This is a genomic window from Salipiger aestuarii (genome assembly GCF_003259905.1).
Taxonomy (GTDB): Bacteria; Pseudomonadota; Alphaproteobacteria; order Rhodobacterales; family Rhodobacteraceae; genus Salipiger; species Salipiger aestuarii.
This window is the reverse complement of record NZ_QLMG01000067.1, coordinates 1-17,493: the sequence shown is the minus strand read 5'-3', so window position 1 is coordinate 17,493 and position 17,493 is coordinate 1. Positions and strand designations below refer to the sequence as shown.

Sequence of the window (17,493 nt, the reverse complement as noted above, 5' to 3'; positions counted from 1 at the left end):
TCACCGACCGCCTCTTCGGCGCGGCCACCGGCGCGCACGAGTTCGACAAACTTTGCGCCGCTCTCGATACTGATCATCGCCTGACGCCGCCGAAGCCGCCTCAGACCGACGGTATGATCCCCTTTTATGGTTTGAAGCCAAACTATTGCGGGGCAAGGGAACGGTTCAGCGGTCGCATTGAAGAGGGGCTGCAAAGCCATCCCCTCCGATCCGGCAAGGAACTGGAAACCACGCTGCTCCGCTATGCCTTGGCTTCCTACCAGCAGCTTCCGCAATCAGCCTTGAGCAGCAAGACGCCCTTGCAGGCGATGAAGGACCGGCACGAGCTAAAGCCGGAACTGATTAACAAGCAGCCGTATTGTCTCCCGGGATGTGACAGCTACCTTCACTCACGCGGCGAATTGGGTCATCGCGTTGGAGCTGCGCTTCGCGCAACGGGATCTTCCGATGGGCATTCGCGCTTTTGAGCCGACGCCCGTCAGGCTGGATCGAGATCCGCGGCACCTCGTGGTCGAGGGTAATCTGCTCAGGCGTCTGCGCCGCCAGTTCGCTCGGCCGCGCGCCGGTGTTGTTCATGGTCAGCACAATGAGCGGCGCCGCCTCGGTTCAATCCGGCGAGCGCCCCAGCTGCAGGCAGCTTCTCCTTGATGACCGGTCAGGAATGACACACAGCCCTTGTCAGGCTACTATTGCCTCCAGGATCGTCCCGGCGCGATTTTGGCGGGTTGTTGTGCCCCGGCTTGTCGAAAACGCTCTGGGTACCGGTCCTGAAGGTGCAGCCAGCGGGCGCACTGGGCGTCGGCACCGGCCTGTTGAGTGATGATGTCCCATCTGCTTGAAACATATCCCAGGGCGCTTTCGGGATCGGTGTGCCCGGCCAGCGCCCGCAGCAGCCAGGCTGTCAGGCTTTCGAAATATTCGTTTCGCCGCGCGATATACAGATCGGGAATGGGGTCGGACATGGCCTTGCGATGCTCGGCGAGAAACGTGTCGCCGTAAGCGGCGATGATCCTTGGGTCGTCGTAATGTTCGGCTCGGAATGGGTCGAAATACCCTTCGAGCGCGGCGACCGCGTCAGCGGACGGCCCGGGCGAAACCGCGTGGTCGCAGAACAGATAGGCAAGCTCGGGCACGGGGCAGTGCCGGGCCACGACATAGCTCCAGCCCCAGTTGAAATAGGCAAGCGGCTGATCGCCGCCGCCCGGAAGGGGGCCATGGACGACGCGGCCGCGCATGCCAGCGCCCGGCCGGTTCAGCGCCTTTTGCGTGCCGCCCCAGCCGATATTGGCATAGACATCGCCACGATTATAGCGCGTCCAGTTGTCGAATAGCCCCAGTTCGGCCCCCGTCAGATGCGCACTTGCCGCGATCATCGCTTCCAGCGCCCCGACGCCCGCATCGTTGGTGATGGATGCACGGCAGTCGCTGTCAAACGGCAGCCCGCCCCGCGCGTGAAACCGCGCCCACCATTCCCAGGCCGCGTAGGTTGCGGTACGGTACAGACAACCGCCGTACCGCCCCTGATCGGGGCGGTGAAAGAACGCCATCTGCCGATCCAGATCGTCCCAGGTGCGCGGAACCGCCAGGGCGGCGCCGGTGTCATCGGCGTATCGCGCCTGTTCTTGTGGATCTTCAAGCATCTCCCGGTGATAGAACATCAGGTAGACGTCTCCGTCGGTCTGAAATCCCCACAACCGATTGTCGTAGCGATCACCAATTCCGCCCGGAGAGGACAGCCCGAACCGTCCGGCCAGATGGTCCAGCGGCAGGATCGCACCGGCTTCGGACAGATCGGGGATGCCGAAGGTCGCGGGCAAGGCGATGTCGATCTGCATCTCGGGCAGGATCGCCTCAAGCAGGAGTGTCGCGTTGATGTCGTCAAGGTCGGTGACGATCGTCTCGATCTTGCATCCATGCGCGGCCTCGAAGCGCGCTATGACGGGCATGACATTGGCCTGGGACCCGTCGGGGACCAAAAGCCGCATGGGGCGCCCGAGCCTTTCGGCCAGTACTGCCGCCGAGTCCGCAGGCGCACCCAAAGCGGGCCATCCCACAAATGCCGAAGCCGCGGTAAGAAACGTCCTGCGCCGATACATGGCAATCCTCGCATACCATCAAACGTGCCCCACTGTGGCACCAAGACGTTTGCATAGATTTAACGCATCTTCCCGTAACGTCATCTTGGAAGCGGGTTGAGACGGGGAAGACTGTGCGGAAAGCAAAGGCACATTCGCTGCTGCGCCAGCTCAGGTTTCTGATCGGATTGGGGCTGACCATCAGCATCGTCGCGCTTGGGATCAAGAGCTATTATCTTAACAGCACCGAACGGCGCGCGCTGGACCTGATGCAGCGCACGGCCCCGGTGATCGAAGTGACGCAACACGTCCCGGAGCGGATCGTCAGCTTGCGACGGATCTCGCAGCGGATTTCTGCCGCGACGATTGATGCGGAACTGACCGCCTTGCAGGCGCGGCTGGACGCCCTGGAAGCGTCGGCCGGGGATTTCGACGCGCTGCGCGGCGACGCCTTGCTGACGGCGCTGGCGGTCAAGCTGGATATTCAGCGCGATATTGCGGATCGGCAGGCGGCGTTGGGCCGGATATTGCGACCGGAAACAAAGCGCCTCGATACCTTGGCCTGGCGGCTGGAAATCGAACAGGCGCGTCTGTCGGTCATGCTGTACCATGCGGCGACCAAACCCGAAACGTCCATGCCCGCTCCGGCGATTGTCGCGGATCTGACGGGCATATCTAAGATGGCTTCGGCCGTGGGGGCGCTGCGCGTGGCAGCCAATGACATACGCCTGCGCCTTCCGACCGCAAGCATCGAACTGAAGCCCATCGTCATGCGTGAGATCGAGGTCATGGCGATGCAGCTGGGCCGCATGCAGGATTCGGCCCTGCGCGATACGATCACCCGGGAATTTGCGGCCCTCAAGGCGGCGCTGCTCGGAAAGGACGGTGTTTTCGACCAGACCGGCGCCCTGCACCTGCTGCTGGAACGTCAGGCGAACATCAGCAGGCGGACGGATGTCGAACTGGACAATCTGGTATCGCAGGCCGAGCGCGCGACAAGCGAAACCGTGGCGGATTTCGTGGCCACCGCCCAAGAGAACCGGGCCACCACACGCGCAATGCGCAAGACCGATCTGCTGGTGACCGCGATCGGCTGGATCGGGCTGTCGGCCTATCTGTGGCTGTTGATCGAGCGCAATCTTTTCGCGCGGATCGAACACCTGGTGGCGCATGTGCGCGCCATTGCCGACGGCGGGCTGGACCAGCCTATCCGCATACGCAGCCCCGATGAAATCGGCGAGCTTGAACGCGCCACCGAACAATCCCGCGTCACCACGCGCGCCAAGCTGAACTCGCTGATCGAAAACGCCCCCAGCGGCATCGTCACCGTCGCAGCGGATGGAACGATCCTGAGCGCGAACCTCGCCATGGTGCAGATGTTCGGTCACGATCGCGAGGATCTGGCCGGCATGGGGATCGACGGCCTGCTGCCGACGATCACGACCGGTGAAGCCGCGCTGTGGTCGCTGGTGGGCGATTCCGCGCGGGATGATGCCGAACTCCCGCGCCACGGCGAAATGACGGGCGTCCGCAAGGATGGTTCGCGGATCGAGGTCGACGTGTCGATCAGCCGCATCGATGCCGCCGGAGAAACGAGCTTTGTCGCCGTCGTCAGTGACGTCAGCGACCGCAACGCGGCCGAGGCAAGGCTGCGCGATGCCTACGCCGAAGTGCAGCGCCATGAGCGGGACCTTGAAAGATCCAATCATGACCTCGACAATTTCGCCTACGCCGCCTCGCACGATCTCAAGGCGCCGTTGCGCGGCATCCAGAATGTTTCGGGCTGGATCAAGGATGACCTTGACGGAACGATCGACGCGGAAACGGCGCGCAACTTCGCGCTGATGGATGTGCGCATCCAGCGCATGTTGCGGCTGCTGGATGATCTGCTGGATTATTCGCGTATCGGGCGGGCATCCGAACAATCGGAAAGGGTGACCGGCGGCGCGCTTGTGACGGAAGTTGTCGGGCTGTGCGAAGTGCCGCCCGGATTCACGGTCGAAGTCGGAGGTTGCCTTGCGGATCTTCCGGTCGAAACCATGCCGCTCAAGAATATCCTGCTTAATCTCGTGTCCAACGCGATCAAACATCACGACCGTGATGCCGGGCTTATCCGGGTCCGGGCCGAACGCGAGGGCGACGGTGTGGTGTTTGAGGTTACCGACGACGGGCCGGGCATTCCACGCGAATATCACGGCCGCGTGCTGCGGCTGTTCGAAACGCTCAGGCCTCGGGACGAGGTCGAAGGCAGCGGCATGGGTCTGGCGATGGACAAGCGGCATGTGGATCTGCGCGGAGGCCAGCTTGAGATTCTGTCCGGCGACGGGCGCGGCACCGCGTTCCGCTTCGGCTGGCCGAAAGCGGCCGGATGCGAAGATGCACGGCTTGCCGGCTAGGCATACCCCGATTGTGTGTTCCTATCCCGTCCAGCGCCGTGGCCAATGCCCTGCCGCGCCCTTAGAACGCAAGCGCGTGCCGCGGTTGAGGGTAAATCATACGTATTGCCAAAGGCTTGCATGTTTGTCGCGGTATTTCTGAAACTCGGGCTTTGAAAGGGACGCGGCTCCGCAGGTCCAACACAGGAGCCCAAAATGGCACATCTCGATGCAACATTTTCATCCTACGCAGATTTCCTGAACCGCGCCGACGCCATCTGGTCGTCGGATCTGACGGCCCTGAACAGTTCCGGGGTTCAGGCGTCGGCTCTCTTTGCCATTGGCAGCGAAGACGATGGCACGCAGTGACCGAAGGTGGCTGTGACAGCGACCGGCGTCACCCCGGATCAGGTGCACGCGCAACACATCCACGGCCTTTTTGACGGCGACGGCGCAGCGGTCGATTCCGTGACCCCGACGCTTGCCGACGACGCGAACAAGGACGGCATGGTTGAAGTGCTCGAAGGGGTCGGCCAGTACGGCGACGTGCTGCCGCCTTTGGACGATGACGGCGAAATGCCCACCGTCAGCGGCTGGGGCACCTACACGTTCATCCAGAGCTACGATCTGGACGATGACAGCCTGTTCGGCAGCCCCGTCACCGGCAACGATTACACGTCAGACGACATCCTGCCGCTCGCGTTGCGCGAAATCGTGATCCATGGCATCGACGTGCCGGATGGTATCGGCGCAGGCACCGGCAACGATGTCGACGGTGGAACGAACGGCTATACCGGCATCCTTCCCACCGCCGCGGGCGAGATCGAACGCGCGGGATTGTCCTCGGCACTGTCGTTGGCGGACCGCCAGAAAGCCGCCGTGGGGGCCAATCTGTTCTATGGTACGGGCGCACAGACCTTCGAAGGCACCGTGGGCGACGACCGCGTCTCGGGCGGCGCTGGGATTGACAGCCTTTCCGGCGACGACGACAGCCGCATCGCGCTTGGCGGAGATTTTGACGTCAGCGCCGACGGTGGCGACACGATCTTTGGCGGGGCTGGGAACGATGAAATCCACACCGGGTCGTGGTCGGATGCGGACAATGGTCTGCCGAATGCACAGACCGGACGTGTCTCGGACTGGGCTGGTGGTGGTGCGGACGATGATCGCGTCCGGGGCGGCAACGGCGCCGATCTGCTGAACGGCGACGATTCGCTGTATGGCGCGGATGGTGACGATCTGCTGGTCGGCAATGGCGGGGATGACGTCATCTTCGGTGGGCCCGGTCTGGACATCATCGGCGGCGGCAGCGACCGGATCACGGGCGGCACTGGTGCCGACGAATTCCACTTCGATGCGGGCACCGGGTCCGACATCGTCATGGACTTCACCCCGGACCAGGACGAGATCTCGCTGCTTGACGGGGGCGCGATCGAGTCTGCCAATTCCTCCGAAGATGCGGCGGGCGGCGACAGCGATCTGTCGGCGGACGATTTCGACTTTGTCTTTGCGGGGGCCGCGCTGGGTGCGGGCAACGACCGTCAGGTGGTGGTTTCGTCGGGCGGCATCGACGAGGCGATGGCGACCACCGGCGCCGCGGTCGAGGCCTATGTGGCCGCCAACGACGGCACCGACACCCAGCTGTGGTACGACAACGATTGGTCCACCGCCGAGGGCCGCGAGCTGATCGCAACGCTTGAGGATTTCTCGGGCGCGATGACCGTGTCGGACTTCGACGTCTACCAGGCGCAGCAGGGTCTCGGCCCAACCGCCCCCGGTCGCACATCCGCGGCGGGGGGGCCGTTCCGCAAGGGCACGATGGGCGCGCCGAACCCTGCGGGCGCGTTATTCTGCCGGTGCGGGGACGAGGATGGCAAACACCGTCTCGTTGCCTGGGCTGGGGTGCCGCGGGATCATCAGCGCAAGGCCAAGCGACGTCAGTGCCATGCAGGCGGCAAGGCCAAAGACCGCACCGGGGGCCGCTAGCCACAGAAGGCCCAGCAGCACCGGCAGAAAGACTGCGGCGATGTGGTTGATGGTGAACGCGACGGCGGCCGTCGGGGCGATGTCGCGCGGGTCGGCGATCTTTTGAAAATAGGTCTTCAGGGCCAGGGCCAGCGCAAAGAACACATGGTCGACGACATAAAGCACCGAGGCCAGCACAACTCCCCAGCCGAACCAGTAAAGCCCGCCGTAGAGGATGAAGATGACCGTCAGGCCAGCGTATTCGAATATCAGCGCGCGGCGTTCCCCGAAACGGTGCACCGCTTTTCCCAGCATCGGCGCCGCGACAAGGTTCACCACAAGGTTTATCAGGAAAAGCGCGGTGATTTCATCCACCGAAAAACCGAAGCGTTCGACCATCATGAACCCGGCAAAGACCATGAATATCTGCCGACGCGCGCCCGACATGAATTGCAGAGCGTAATACAGCCAGTAGCGGCGGCGCAGCAGGAATTTCTTGCGCTGCGGGTGCGGGCTTTCGAATCTGGGAAAGGCAAAGGCACACCAGATGACGATGACCACGGTCAGCCCGCCCGACACCAGATAGACGCTGTCGTAGGACAGGTTGAACCGCTTCCAGGTCAGCACGATCACCAGATAGGCGACAAAGGTCGCGCCGCTTGTGGCCGCCAGAAGCCAGCCCAGCATCTGCGGCGCGCGATCCCTGGGAAGCCATTGAAGTTGCAGGCTTTGGTTCACCGTCTCATAGTAGTGAAACCCGATCGAACTAAGCAGCGTGACGGTCAGGATGCCCCCCATGGTCGGAAACCATGCGGTGACGGCGGTGGCGATGCCCAGCAACGCCAGCGCGGACAGCGCCAACGCCTGTTCGCGGATCACCAGCAGCACAAAGATCACCCCGATGGCAAGAAAGCCGGGGATTTCGCGCACGGTGTGCAACAGGCCGATGTCCGATCCGTCAAATCCCGCCGCGTCGATGACAAAGTTGTTGAGCAGCGCCGACCATGTGGCATAGCTGAGCGGCAAGGCCATGGCCATGAGAAACAGCAGCGTGACAGGGCGCCGCCAGAATGGAAGGCTATTTGCGGCGGCGAGGGGCACAACATGGGTCATATCGGTTGGTCTAGGGGCTTTGCGTGGCGCTGGCGAGCCTCGCAAGCCTGCGTTGGCGCACAGGCAGGGTGCGCAAAAGCGGTTTTTCGGCCTCGGCAAAGCTGGCGCGTGCGATCATAGAACAGAATGCTCAGGGCCTTCGGCGCTGGCCACGGCGCGATGTCCGCGAACCTCGGGGATGCAAAGCGCGGTTTCGGGTCCCATGTCGTACGGGATGCCGGCACCGGTGGCAAGGCCCGTGCCGGGCCGTGGCGATGCGGCAGCAGCGTGCCGAACCGACCTAATTCTGCGATGCCCGGCACCATGTTCGTGGGCGGAATGGGTTCGGCGCTGAACAGCGTGCGCCACCGGGCGGACCCAAAGGCGGGTCTTCGCCGCCCTCCAGCGGGGTCCGGAAATGCGGAGCCCGGCGCGCCCATGATCTGGATCAAGGCATTCATATTCACTCCACCGCATGAGTCTGCCTTCGGAAGGGAGCACGCGACATGGATCTGGTCACGGTTGTCGATGGGGTGGGCGAAAACGCAACCGCCGCGCTGTGCGGACTTGCGACCGGGGTGGTGTTCGGCGTGGCGGCGCAGCGGTCGCGGTTTTGTCTGCGTGCCGCGGTGGTGGAATTTGCCAACGGCGCGATGAAGCACCGGGTCGCGGTCTGGCTGCTGACCTTTTCCACCGCACTGGTCTGGGTGCAGGGCGCGCAGCTTCTGGGGCTGTTCGACAGCGCCAATGCCCGGATGATGGCCGTGTCCGGCAGCTGGTCGGGGGCCATTGTCGGCGGGCTGATGTTCGGCGCGGGCATGGTGCTGGCAAACGGCTGTTCGGGGCGTTTGCTGGTGATGGCGGCGACGGGCAACCTGCGGTCGGTGATTTCCGGGATGATCTTTGCGGTGGTGGCGCAGATGAGCCTGTCGGGCATTCTGTCGCCGCTGCGCGACCGGATCGCGGCGCTGTGGGTGACTGCGGGCGGGCGCAACATGGATCTGCTGGCGGCGGCGCATCTGCCGCCAGAGTCGGGGCTGGCAATCGGGCTTGGCATTGCGCTGCTGGCGCTGGGGCTGTCGCTGCGGCATCGGATCGGGACGGGCCGGCTGGTCTTTGCGTCGGGGGTCGGGTTCGCGGTGGCGCTGGGCTGGATGCTGACCTTTGCGCTTTCGAACGTCGCCTTTGAGCCGGTGCAGATCGAAAGCGCAACCTTTACCGGGCCCTCGGCGCACACCTTGATGTTCTTTCTGGACCGTGGCGCCGTGCTGGATTTCGACGTGGGCCTGGTGCCGGGGGTGTTTCTGGGCGCCTTTGTGGCCGCCGCCTGGGCGGGCGAGCTGAAGGTGCAGGGGTTTGACGGGCCAAGCCCGTTGCGCAACGCGATGATTGGCGCTGCGCTGATGGGGTTCGGCGGGATGCTGGCGGGGGGGTGCGCCATTGGGGCCGGGGTGACCGGAGCGTCGATCCTTGCCGGGACCGCGTGGCTGGCGCTGCTGTGCATGTGGATCGGCGGCACGGCGACGGTGCTGCTGACCGGTGGCCGGCGCGTGGCCGCGATGTAACGCCGTTGTCGATGACGTGGATGTCCCCTCCTGACGGCATCGCATCGGACCAGAGCGATGAGTGTTTCACAAAGCCATCGCAAAGGGAGAGCGCATCGCTGTCCGACGTAGCCATCATCGGAAGCGATCTGGCACAGCGTGTGTCCCAGCTGCCCGGCGCGCCCGGATGATCAGTGCCTTGCATGGGCATCCGGCAGAGCATGGTCAGGTCACGGCCTTGGCGATCAAAACGCTTGCGGCTGACCTGGCCACCTTCAGGCGTGGGCGCGGTTTTGATACGTCATGCGGAACGCGCGCCTTCGGTGTCACGCCCCGGCTTCTGGCGAAACAGCATCCGACGGGCGGGAAAGCACGGCTCGGGAAGACATCGAAGATGGGCCAGCGCGATCGCTGCACGCTTCTGGTTCGCGCATCGCCCCCCCCAGCAGCCATGTCAGCGCCGCGATGAAAGGCCCGATACATGACCGCAACCGATCACAGGCTCGAACCGTTCGAAACTCTCTCGCACATACGAGCGCATCCATGCCTGGGCAAAGGGTCTGTTGACGGGCGCCAGCGGGCAATTTCGATAGCGACGGCATGCGCCTTTCGCCGTGCGAATGGGTGATGCCCAACCGCCATGACGCGCTGATCGCTGCGGTTTGCGCTTTGGGGCGCCATCGTTATAAGCGGGCGCGCAACAATGGAGAGCCCTATGCAGCCGCAGCAGATCGAAGCCCTGTTCACCCGTGACGGTGCCTATCTGTGCGCCCGCTGGGGGCGTCCCCTCTCGCCCCTCGTTTTTGGCGTCGAGGATTCGACGCTTGCCACCATCAAGGGCGCGTTCGAGGCAGTGTGTGCGATGACCGGCCACAAGATGGCCGAAACCGATCCCGAGCTCGGGGCCAATGTCATGATGTTTTTCATCCGCGACTGGGACGATCTGCTGGTCGTGCCCGATCTGGACCGCCTGATCGACGGGCTGATGCCGCGGGTCGCACGGCTGAAGGCGGCGGGCGCGAACCGCTACCGGGCGTTCCGGTTCGATGCGGACGGGGCGATCAAGGCGTGTTTCGTGTTCCTGCGCATGGATGCGGCGCTGGCATCGCAGCCCGCCGAAGACCTGGCGCTGGTGCAGGCGGTGCAGGTGATGCTGACTTGGGACGAGGGCGCGTTTGCCGAAACCTCGCCCCTGGGGCAGCTGGACGACGGGCGTGTGGTTCTGCGCCCGGATGTGGCGGCGCTGCTGCGCGCAGCCTATGATCCGGTGATGCCCGTCGCCGCCACCGACCCAAGCCACGCCCTGCGCCTGTCGGCCCGGATGTAGGGCCCAGGAATTTTCATCCGAAAATTCTTCGCCCGGCATTGGCTGTTCACGCTTCCACAAGGGTTTGCGGGCCCTGCCGGGATGGGCGTATCGGGGCTGCGCCCGGCGCGTGGTTGACCGGTTCTCGGTGCAGGCGGTCATGACCCGGCAGGGACGCACGGGCCGCAATGACGGCCCGTGCGTTCGCCGTGTGTCAGGCGCCAACCATGCCGACGATCTCATAGGTTTTTTGCACGACGGGCGAGGCGATGGCGCGTGCGCGGCCCGCACCGTCCTTGAGGATACGGTCGATTTCGGCCGGGTCCCGCATGTAACGCGCCATCTCGGATGAAATCGGCGCGAGCTTTTCCACCGCCAGATCCGCCAGCAGCGGTTTGAATTCGCCGAACGGCTTTCCGCCCACCTGCGCCATGACATCCGCCACCGTGTCGCCCGACAGCGCGGCGTAGATATTGACGAGGTTGCGCGCCTCGGGTCGGTCTTTCAGCCCCTCGACGGATTCGGGCAACGGTTCGGGGTCGGTCTTGGCCTTGCGGATCTTTTTCGCGATGGCGTCCGCGTCATCGGTCATGTTGATCCGGCTGGCATCCGAGGGGTCGGATTTCGACATCTTCTTGGACCCGTCGCGCAGGGACATCACGCGGGTCGCCGCCCCTTCGATCACCGGGGCCGTCATCGGGAAGAAATCGGTCTTGAAGTCGTGGTTGAACTTGGCCGCGATGTCGCGCGTCAGCTCGACGTGCTGCTTCTGGTCTTCGCCGACCGGAACATGGGTCGCATGATAGACCAGAATGTCGGCGGCCATCAGCGCGGGATAGGCGTAAAGCCCCAGCGAGGCTTTTTCGGCGTTCTTGCCCGCCTTGTCCTTGAACTGGGTCATGCGGTTCATCCACCCCAACCGCGCCACGCAGTTGAAGATCCAGGCAAGCTGGGCGTGTTCGGGCACCTGGGACTGATTGAACAGGATCGACCTGGTGGGGTCCAGCCCGGCGGCCAGGTAGCCCGCCGTCAGCTCGCGCGTCTGTCGGCGCAGCGCGTCGGGGTCTTGCCAGACGGTGATCGCGTGCATGTCGACGACGCAGTAGATCGTCTCGATGCCGCTTCCCTGCATGTCCACGAAACGCTTGATCGCGCCGAGGTAATTGCCGAGCGTCAGGCCTCCGGATGGTTGGATGCCGGAAAAGACGCGCGGGGTGAAGGCGGTGGTGCCCTCGGACATGTGTGGTACTCCGTCTGGAACTTCGGGTGCGCTTGGCTTACCGATGCCCCGGCAGAGCGTCAAGAAAGAGCCCGCCCCATGGTGCACCCGATCAACGAGCCCCCCCTGAACCCCGTGCCGCCCGTCGTCATGGCGCTGTGCATTGTCATCGTCGGGGTCGAGGCGGTGTTTTCGCTGGGAACTTACGGGATCGTCGGCGGCCCCACGGCGCTGGGCTGGCGGCTGGATTCGATGGAGCGGTTTGCGTTCTTCGCGCCGGTGCTGCAATGGATGCTGGAAACCGGACGCCTGCCGCCCGAGCATCTGGTGCGGTTCTTCAGCTATCCGTTCGTGCATGCCAGCTTTACCCACGCGGCCTTTGCCGGGGTGATGCTGCTGGCGATGGGCAAGATGGTGGCCGAGGCGCTGGGCCCGGTGCGCATGGTGGCGATCTTTTTCGCCGCGGCGGTGGTGGGGGCGCTGGCGTACGGGGTGCTGGCGACCACCCAGCGCCCGCTGATCGGGGCGTTTCCGCCGGTCTATGGCCTGATCGGCGGGTTTACCTATTTGCTGTGGCTGCGACTGGGCGTGGCGGGGGAAAATCAGGTGCGCGCCTTTGGCCTGATCGGCGTTCTGCTGGGAATCCAGCTGCTGTTCGGGCTGATCTTTGGCGGGGCGCAGGACTGGATCGCGGATATCGCCGGGTTCATTACCGGCTTTACCCTTACGCTGGCGATGGTGCCGGGCGGCTGGGCGCGGCTGCTGGCGAAGTTGCGGCGCTGAGCGCGCGCGGGATTCCGGTGAGGCAGGCCCCGAAAAAGACAAACCCCCGGAAAGCAGGTGCCCCGGGGGTCAGCGTTTTCATGTGTTGGAAGGTCAGCTGCCTGACCCGGGGCAACAGCCCTGGGACAAGATCGCCGCGTGAGATCCTAGAGAAGACCTTCGCGCTGAAGCTTCTTGCGCGCCAGCTTGCGGGCACGGCGGATGGCCTCGGCCTTCTCGCGCGCTTTCTTCTCGGACGGTTTCTCGAAATGCTGCCGAAGCTTCATTTCACGGAACACGCCTTCGCGCTGCAGCTTCTTCTTCAGAGCGCGGAGCGCCTGATCGACGTTATTGTCGCGAACACTTACCTGCATGTGGTTTTCACCACCTTTCTAGGTTTGGAGTTGCAAGGATTTGCAGGAAGCCGCCGTATAGCAAGGGTTGGCCAAATTGTCTAGGCTCCTAGATAGATGAGTCGAAGGAGGAAGCCCATGACAGATTCCACGACGAACGATGTACCGGGGCGCCTGCTGGATGCGGCGCTGGCCCATGTCGCCTTTGACGGATGGTCGGACACGACCTTTCGCGCGGCAGTGGCGGATACGGGGGTGAACCCCGTTGTGGCGCGGGGGCTTTTCCCGCGCGGTGCCGTGGACATGGCCGTAGCGTTTCACCGGCGCGGCGATGCCCGGATGGCGGCGAAGCTGGCGGAAATGAGCAGCGACGGGATGCGCTATCGCGACATCGTCGCGCGCGCGGTGCGCACCCGGATCGAGATCGTCTCCGACCGCGAAGCGGTGCGGCGTGGCACGACGCTGTTCGCGCTGCCGATCTATGCCGCAGACGGGGCCAAGCTGATCTGGGGCACCGCCGACCGGATCTGGGACGCGCTTGGCGATACCGCGCGCGATTTCAACTGGTACAGCAAGCGAGCAACGCTGGCGGCGGTGTTCTCGTCGACGGTGCTTTACTGGCTGGGCGATGATTCGCCCGACTGCGACGCGACCTGGGCCTTTCTCGATCGGCGCATCGAGGATGTGATGCGCATCGAAAAGACCAAGGCGAAAATGCGGGGCAACCCGCTGATGAAACGCGTGCTGGCCGGGCCGGACAAGGTGCTGGGCCAGATCCGTGCTCCGCGCTCGGCTGCGCGCAACGACCTGCCGGGCGGCTGGACCGCCCCAAGATAGGACGACCGAATGACTGACATGATGCACGCCGTCGAGATTTCCGAACCCGGCGGTCCCGAGGTTTTGCGACCTTGCAAACGCCCCTTGCCCGTGGCCGGCCATGGGCAGGTGGTGATCCGCGTCGCCTGGGCGGGCGTGAACCGCCCCGATGCGCTTCAGAGGGCGGGCAGCTATGCACCGCCCAAGGGGGCAAGCGACCTACCTGGACTGGAAGCATCCGGCGAGGTTGCCTCCGTCGGCCCCGGTGTCGACTGGCCAAAGGTCGGGGATGCGGTCTGCGCTTTGCTTCCAGGCGGAGGGTACGCGGAATACGTGGCGACCCCGGCGGCGCATTGCCTGCCCGTGCCTGCGGGAATGGCGCTGCGAGAGGCGGCTTGCCTGCCGGAAACCTTCTTCACCGTCTGGTCAAACGTCTTTCAGCGCGGTGGTCTGCAAAGCGGGGAGCGATTCCTGGTGCATGGCGGCTCTTCCGGAATCGGCACGACGGCGATCCAGTTGGCGTCAGCGTTCGGCGCCCGGGTTTTTGCCACGGCCGGCAGCGCGGACAAGTGTCAGGCCTGCCGCGATCTGGGAGCAGAGCGCGCCATCAACTACAAGGATGAGGATTTTGTCGAGATTCTGCGCGGCGAGGGCGGGGCGAACCTGATCTTGGACATGGTAGGGGGCGACTACATTCGAAGGAACGTCCAGACGCTTGCCGATGACGGACGGCTTGTCCAGATCGCATTCCTGCAAGGTCCGAAGGTTGCGTTGAATTTTGCCCAGATCATGACGCGGCGACTGACGTTGACCGGATCCACGCTGCGCCCGCAAAGCGATCTGGCCAAGGCCCGGATCGCAGAGGCGCTGCGTGAACAGGTCTGGCCTTTGCTGGACGCTCAGCGGGTGGCACCCGTGATGGATTCGGAATTCCTCCTGGATGAAGCCGCGCAGGCCCATGCGCGCATCGAAAGCTCGGGCCATATCGGAAAGATCGTGCTGAAAGTGAGCTGAGCGCCAAGATTTTTCGTACGAAAAATCTTGTTTACCGAAACTTGCGAAACACCTGGGCGAGAGAAGATTTTTCGTACGAAAAATCTTCGGCTCCGCGGACCGACAAAGGGAAGACATTGAATGGCAAGAACAGTGATCATCGAGGAACACGGCGGTCCCGAGGTTCTGAAAATCGTCGACCGAGACGTGGGCGAGCCAGCGCCGGGCGAAATCCGTATTCGCCATCAAGCCTGCGGCTTGAACTTCATTGATTGCTACCAGCGGTCGGGCCTGTATCCGATGCAACTGCCCCATGCGCTGGGGATGGAGGCGGCAGGCGTGATTGAAGCGGTGGGCGACGGAGTGACCCATCTCTCCGTCGGCGACCGCGCTGCTTATGCCGCAGCGCTTTCGGGGGCATATACAGAGGCGCGCGTGATGCCCGCCGCGCAGGTCTGCAAACTGCCGGACGGCATATCGGCCGAAGAGGGTGCGGCGATGATGCTCAAGGGGCTCACCGTGCAGTATCTTTTCCATCGCACGACGCCTCTTCGGGCCGGGGACACGATCTTGTTTCACGCCGCTGCGGGCGGCGTCGGGCTGATCGCGTGTCAGTGGGCCAGGTCCGAAGGGCTGCGTTTGATCGGCACCGCTGGGTCGGACGAAAAATGTGCCCTTGCGCTGGAGCACGGCGCCGACGCCTGCATCAACTATGCGACCGAGGATTGGCCCGTTCGGGTGCGCGAACTTACCGACGGCAAAGGCGTTGATGTCGTGATGGATTCCATCGGAAAATCGACGTTCGGGGGGTCGCTCGACAGTCTCAAACCGCTGGGCATGATGATCTCGTTCGGCAATGCCTCGGGGGCGGTCGAGGCGTTCAACCTTGGTATTCTGGCGCAGAAGGGCTGCCTCAAGGTGACTCGGCCGACCTTGTTTGCGCATATAGCGGATCCGGCGGTGTGCCGGGAGATGGCGGCGATGCTGTTCGGCAAGGTCCTGTCCGGCGATGTCAAGATTCGCATCGGTCAGCGTTTCCCGCTCGAACAAGTGGCCGATGCTCATCGCGCGCTGGAAGCCCGCAGCACCACTGGCCAGACCGTCCTGACGCTATGACGGCAAACGGGTCAGGCGATGCGGCCTGGCCCGTTTGCGATCGGGGGCTTGCGTCAGACCGCAGCGCGGCGATGCCGGTGCCAGGAGGCATGGCGCAGCAGCGACAGGGCAACAACAGGCCAAGAAGGGCCGAAAGCAGTGCCAGGAACAGCCTCGCGGCCACGATGCCACCCCAGGCCATCACCACCGCCGGGTTCTGCCCGGTCAGTCGCAGCAACGCGCGGACCGCGGGGGTCAGCACCGATATACGGTCGAACAGCATCGGCATGGTGACCACCGAAATAGTCCGCACCGCCAGCGCCATAGCGCCGCCGCGGGCCATGCTCGGCACGAGGAACAGGTGCTCCGGCGCGGTCGTCGCGACGGTACGCAGCATGTCGGGCAGGGTGGCATCGGTGGCGTGACCGATCAGCCCTTCGAACAGCGCGAGCATCGCGCCAAGCCAGGCTGCGAGGAACAGCGCCAGAACAGAGCCCGTCGTCATGACCGCGTCCACCGCGGGGCTTTCGAGCACGCGGAACGCAGTGAACAGGTCCACGGTCTCGCCCATTTTGCGGCGCAGGCTGACCTCGTAAAACCCGATCGCGGCGACCGGGCCGACCAGCAGAGGCAGCGGCAACGACAACGGCGCGCCCAGAAAGCTGAGCGTCAGAAGCACCGCCCCGAGCAGGGCAAGGACGAGCGCGATCAAGCGCGTTTCGGGGCGGCTGCCGACGAAATCGGCCCAGCCGGCGCGCATGGCGGCACCAATGTCCGAAAGGGTTACAAGGGGTTGAGATCCATGTCGAACGCGGGATCCTGCACGGAGATCCCGCTGGCCAGCCCTCGCAGAAAGTCTGCCGGACGACGGGCGCAAAAGGGCGCGGGCAAGGGGGGGGTCATCGCAGCCTAAAAAATGGGGCGATATTATACTTACCGTACCCACTTTGATTTGCTAGAATGGTAACAAGCAAAGTGAGTGTCAAAAATGTCCGTTCTGTCCCGCCCTGAGTTCCATGACGAAGAAACCGCGTACGCCTATGTCGAAGCGCGCATTTGGCCCCATGGCGCAACTTGCCCTAAGTGCGGCGAGCGTGAGCGCGTGTCTAAGATGGGCGGCAAGTCTACCCGTATCGGCGCTTATAAATGCTACAAGTGCCGCAAGCCTTTCACAGTGAAAGTCGGCACCATATTTGAAAGCAGCCACGTTTCCATGTGCCTGTGGCTGCAAGCGATCTACCTGATGTGCGCCAGCAAGAAGGGTATCAGCAGCAACCAACTTCACCGCACGCTTGGTGTCACCCTCAAGACAGCGTGGTTTATGGCTCATCGCATCCGCGAAGCGATGCGCACCGATGGCACTGTGCAATTCGGCTCTGGTGGTGGCGTTGTAGAGGTTGACGAAACCTTCATCGGTCAGAAGCACAAGAAGAAGGAGGGTGCGCGCGGTTACGCCCACAAGAACGCTATGCTTTCTCTTGTGGACCACACCACAGGCCGTTCCAAGTCTTTCGTCGTCAAGGTGTGACCAAAGGAACTCTGGTCCCGATCTTGCACGCAAACATCGCCAAAGAGGCGGCCGTCTACACCGACGAAGCGAAGCAATACACCGGCCTCGGCAAGCACTTTGCAGATCACGACTTCACCACCCACAGCAAGGGCGAGTATGGCCGTGGTGTCGTCCACACCAACACGATTGAAGGTTATTTCAGCATTTTCAAGCGCGGGATGAAGGGCGTATACGGCGCTGTTGCAGACCTCTGACTGCGGGCGATTCACAACGGAAATCCATGCGGTTAGACGGGCCTGATGAGCAAGCCTCCTCCCGCCCGCGACCGCACCATGAACTGGTCCAGCGACAACGCGGCGCTGCGCAAGCGTGGCTCCCTGCTGATCCA

General features: G+C 63.7%; 13 protein-coding genes and 3 pseudogenes. 11 read left to right on the top strand and 5 right to left on the bottom strand.

Annotation, left to right across the window (positions count from 1 at the left end; all coding sequences use genetic code 11):
• Nucleotides 1-467 (top strand): annotated as a pseudogene (locus ATI53_RS23480) (hypothetical protein); the annotation flags it as partial.
• Nucleotides 468-686: 219 nt separating this feature from the next.
• Here the strand turns inward: ATI53_RS23480 and ATI53_RS20860 are convergent.
• Nucleotides 687-1,985: an ABC transporter substrate-binding protein gene (locus ATI53_RS20860; RefSeq protein ID WP_111551278.1), complete on the bottom strand. Its 1,299-nt coding sequence runs from the start codon at nt 1,983-1,985 to the stop codon at nt 687-689.
• Between the two features lie 224 nt (nt 1,986-2,209).
• Between ATI53_RS20860 and ATI53_RS20855 the strand changes: the two genes are divergently transcribed.
• The 3 genes and pseudogenes from ATI53_RS20855 to ATI53_RS24110 form a co-directional block, all read left to right on the top strand.
• On the top strand, nt 2,210-4,471 hold the full coding sequence (locus ATI53_RS20855; protein WP_111551277.1) for an ATP-binding protein: 2,262 nt from the start codon (nt 2,210-2,212) through the stop codon (nt 4,469-4,471).
• A 195-nt stretch (nt 4,472-4,666) separates the two neighbouring features.
• Nucleotides 4,667-4,819: a hypothetical protein gene (locus tag ATI53_RS23475; RefSeq protein ID WP_009505822.1), complete on the top strand. Its 153-nt coding sequence runs from the start codon at nt 4,667-4,669 to the stop codon at nt 4,817-4,819.
• 138 nt (nt 4,820-4,957) lie between these two features.
• Nucleotides 4,958-5,737 (top strand): annotated as a pseudogene (locus tag ATI53_RS24110) (calcium-binding protein); the annotation flags it as partial.
• 558 nt (nt 5,738-6,295) lie between these two features.
• Here ATI53_RS24110 and ATI53_RS24105 read toward each other — a convergent pair.
• A complete protein-coding gene (locus ATI53_RS24105; RefSeq protein ID WP_034453133.1) occupies nt 6,296-7,528 on the bottom strand; it encodes an MFS transporter in 1,233 nt (410 codons plus the stop codon).
• A 485-nt stretch (nt 7,529-8,013) separates the two neighbouring features.
• On the opposite strand from ATI53_RS24105, the gene ATI53_RS20840 reads away from it, so the two are divergent.
• A complete protein-coding gene (locus ATI53_RS20840) occupies nt 8,014-9,072 on the top strand; it encodes a YeeE/YedE family protein (RefSeq protein WP_111551275.1) in 1,059 nt (352 codons plus the stop codon).
• 694 nt (nt 9,073-9,766) lie between these two features.
• Nucleotides 9,767-10,378 carry a hypothetical protein gene (locus ATI53_RS20835; RefSeq protein ID WP_009505827.1) on the top strand — a complete coding sequence of 204 codons (612 nt, stop codon included), beginning with the start codon at nt 9,767-9,769 and terminating at the stop codon, nt 10,376-10,378.
• 193 nt (nt 10,379-10,571) lie between these two features.
• Here ATI53_RS20835 and trpS read toward each other — a convergent pair whose 3' ends face one another.
• Nucleotides 10,572-11,597 carry a tryptophan--tRNA ligase gene (gene trpS / locus ATI53_RS20830; protein WP_009505828.1) on the bottom strand — a complete coding sequence of 342 codons (1,026 nt, stop codon included), beginning with the start codon at nt 11,595-11,597 and terminating at the stop codon, nt 10,572-10,574.
• A 78-nt stretch (nt 11,598-11,675) separates the two neighbouring features.
• On the opposite strand from trpS, the gene ATI53_RS20825 reads away from it, so the two are divergent.
• A complete protein-coding gene (locus ATI53_RS20825) occupies nt 11,676-12,359 on the top strand; it encodes a rhomboid family intramembrane serine protease (RefSeq protein WP_009505829.1) in 684 nt (227 codons plus the stop codon).
• A 146-nt stretch (nt 12,360-12,505) separates the two neighbouring features.
• Here the strand turns inward: ATI53_RS20825 and rpsU are convergent, their stop codons facing one another.
• Complete coding sequence (rpsU, locus tag ATI53_RS20820; RefSeq protein ID WP_009505830.1) at nt 12,506-12,712, bottom strand: 30S ribosomal protein S21; 207 nt, start codon at nt 12,710-12,712, stop codon at nt 12,506-12,508.
• Nucleotides 12,713-12,829: 117 nt separating this feature from the next.
• Here rpsU and ATI53_RS20815 point away from each other — a divergent pair, with 117 nt between their 5' ends.
• The 3 genes from ATI53_RS20815 (at nt 12,830) to ATI53_RS20805 (ending at nt 15,616) form a co-directional block, all read left to right on the top strand.
• Nucleotides 12,830-13,528, top strand: a complete 699-nt coding sequence (locus tag ATI53_RS20815) for a COQ9 family protein (protein WP_009505831.1) — start codon at nt 12,830-12,832, stop codon at nt 13,526-13,528.
• A 9-nt stretch (nt 13,529-13,537) separates the two neighbouring features.
• Nucleotides 13,538-14,521: an NAD(P)H-quinone oxidoreductase gene (locus ATI53_RS20810; protein WP_009505832.1), complete on the top strand. Its 984-nt coding sequence runs from the start codon at nt 13,538-13,540 to the stop codon at nt 14,519-14,521.
• Nucleotides 14,522-14,641: 120 nt separating this feature from the next.
• A complete protein-coding gene (locus tag ATI53_RS20805) occupies nt 14,642-15,616 on the top strand; it encodes a quinone oxidoreductase family protein (protein ID WP_111551274.1) in 975 nt (324 codons plus the stop codon).
• Here ATI53_RS20805 and ATI53_RS20800 read toward each other — a convergent pair.
• Nucleotides 15,513-16,355: a DUF2189 domain-containing protein gene (locus tag ATI53_RS20800; RefSeq protein ID WP_111551273.1), complete on the bottom strand. Its 843-nt coding sequence runs from the start codon at nt 16,353-16,355 to the stop codon at nt 15,513-15,515. The two genes, ATI53_RS20805 and ATI53_RS20800, sit on opposite strands and share 104 nt — an antisense overlap.
• Nucleotides 16,356-16,583: 228 nt before the next feature.
• Between ATI53_RS20800 and ATI53_RS20795 the strand changes: the two are divergent.
• Nucleotides 16,584-17,338, top strand: a pseudogene (locus ATI53_RS20795) (IS1595 family transposase); the annotation flags it as partial.
• Nucleotides 17,339-17,493 lie beyond the last annotated feature (155 nt).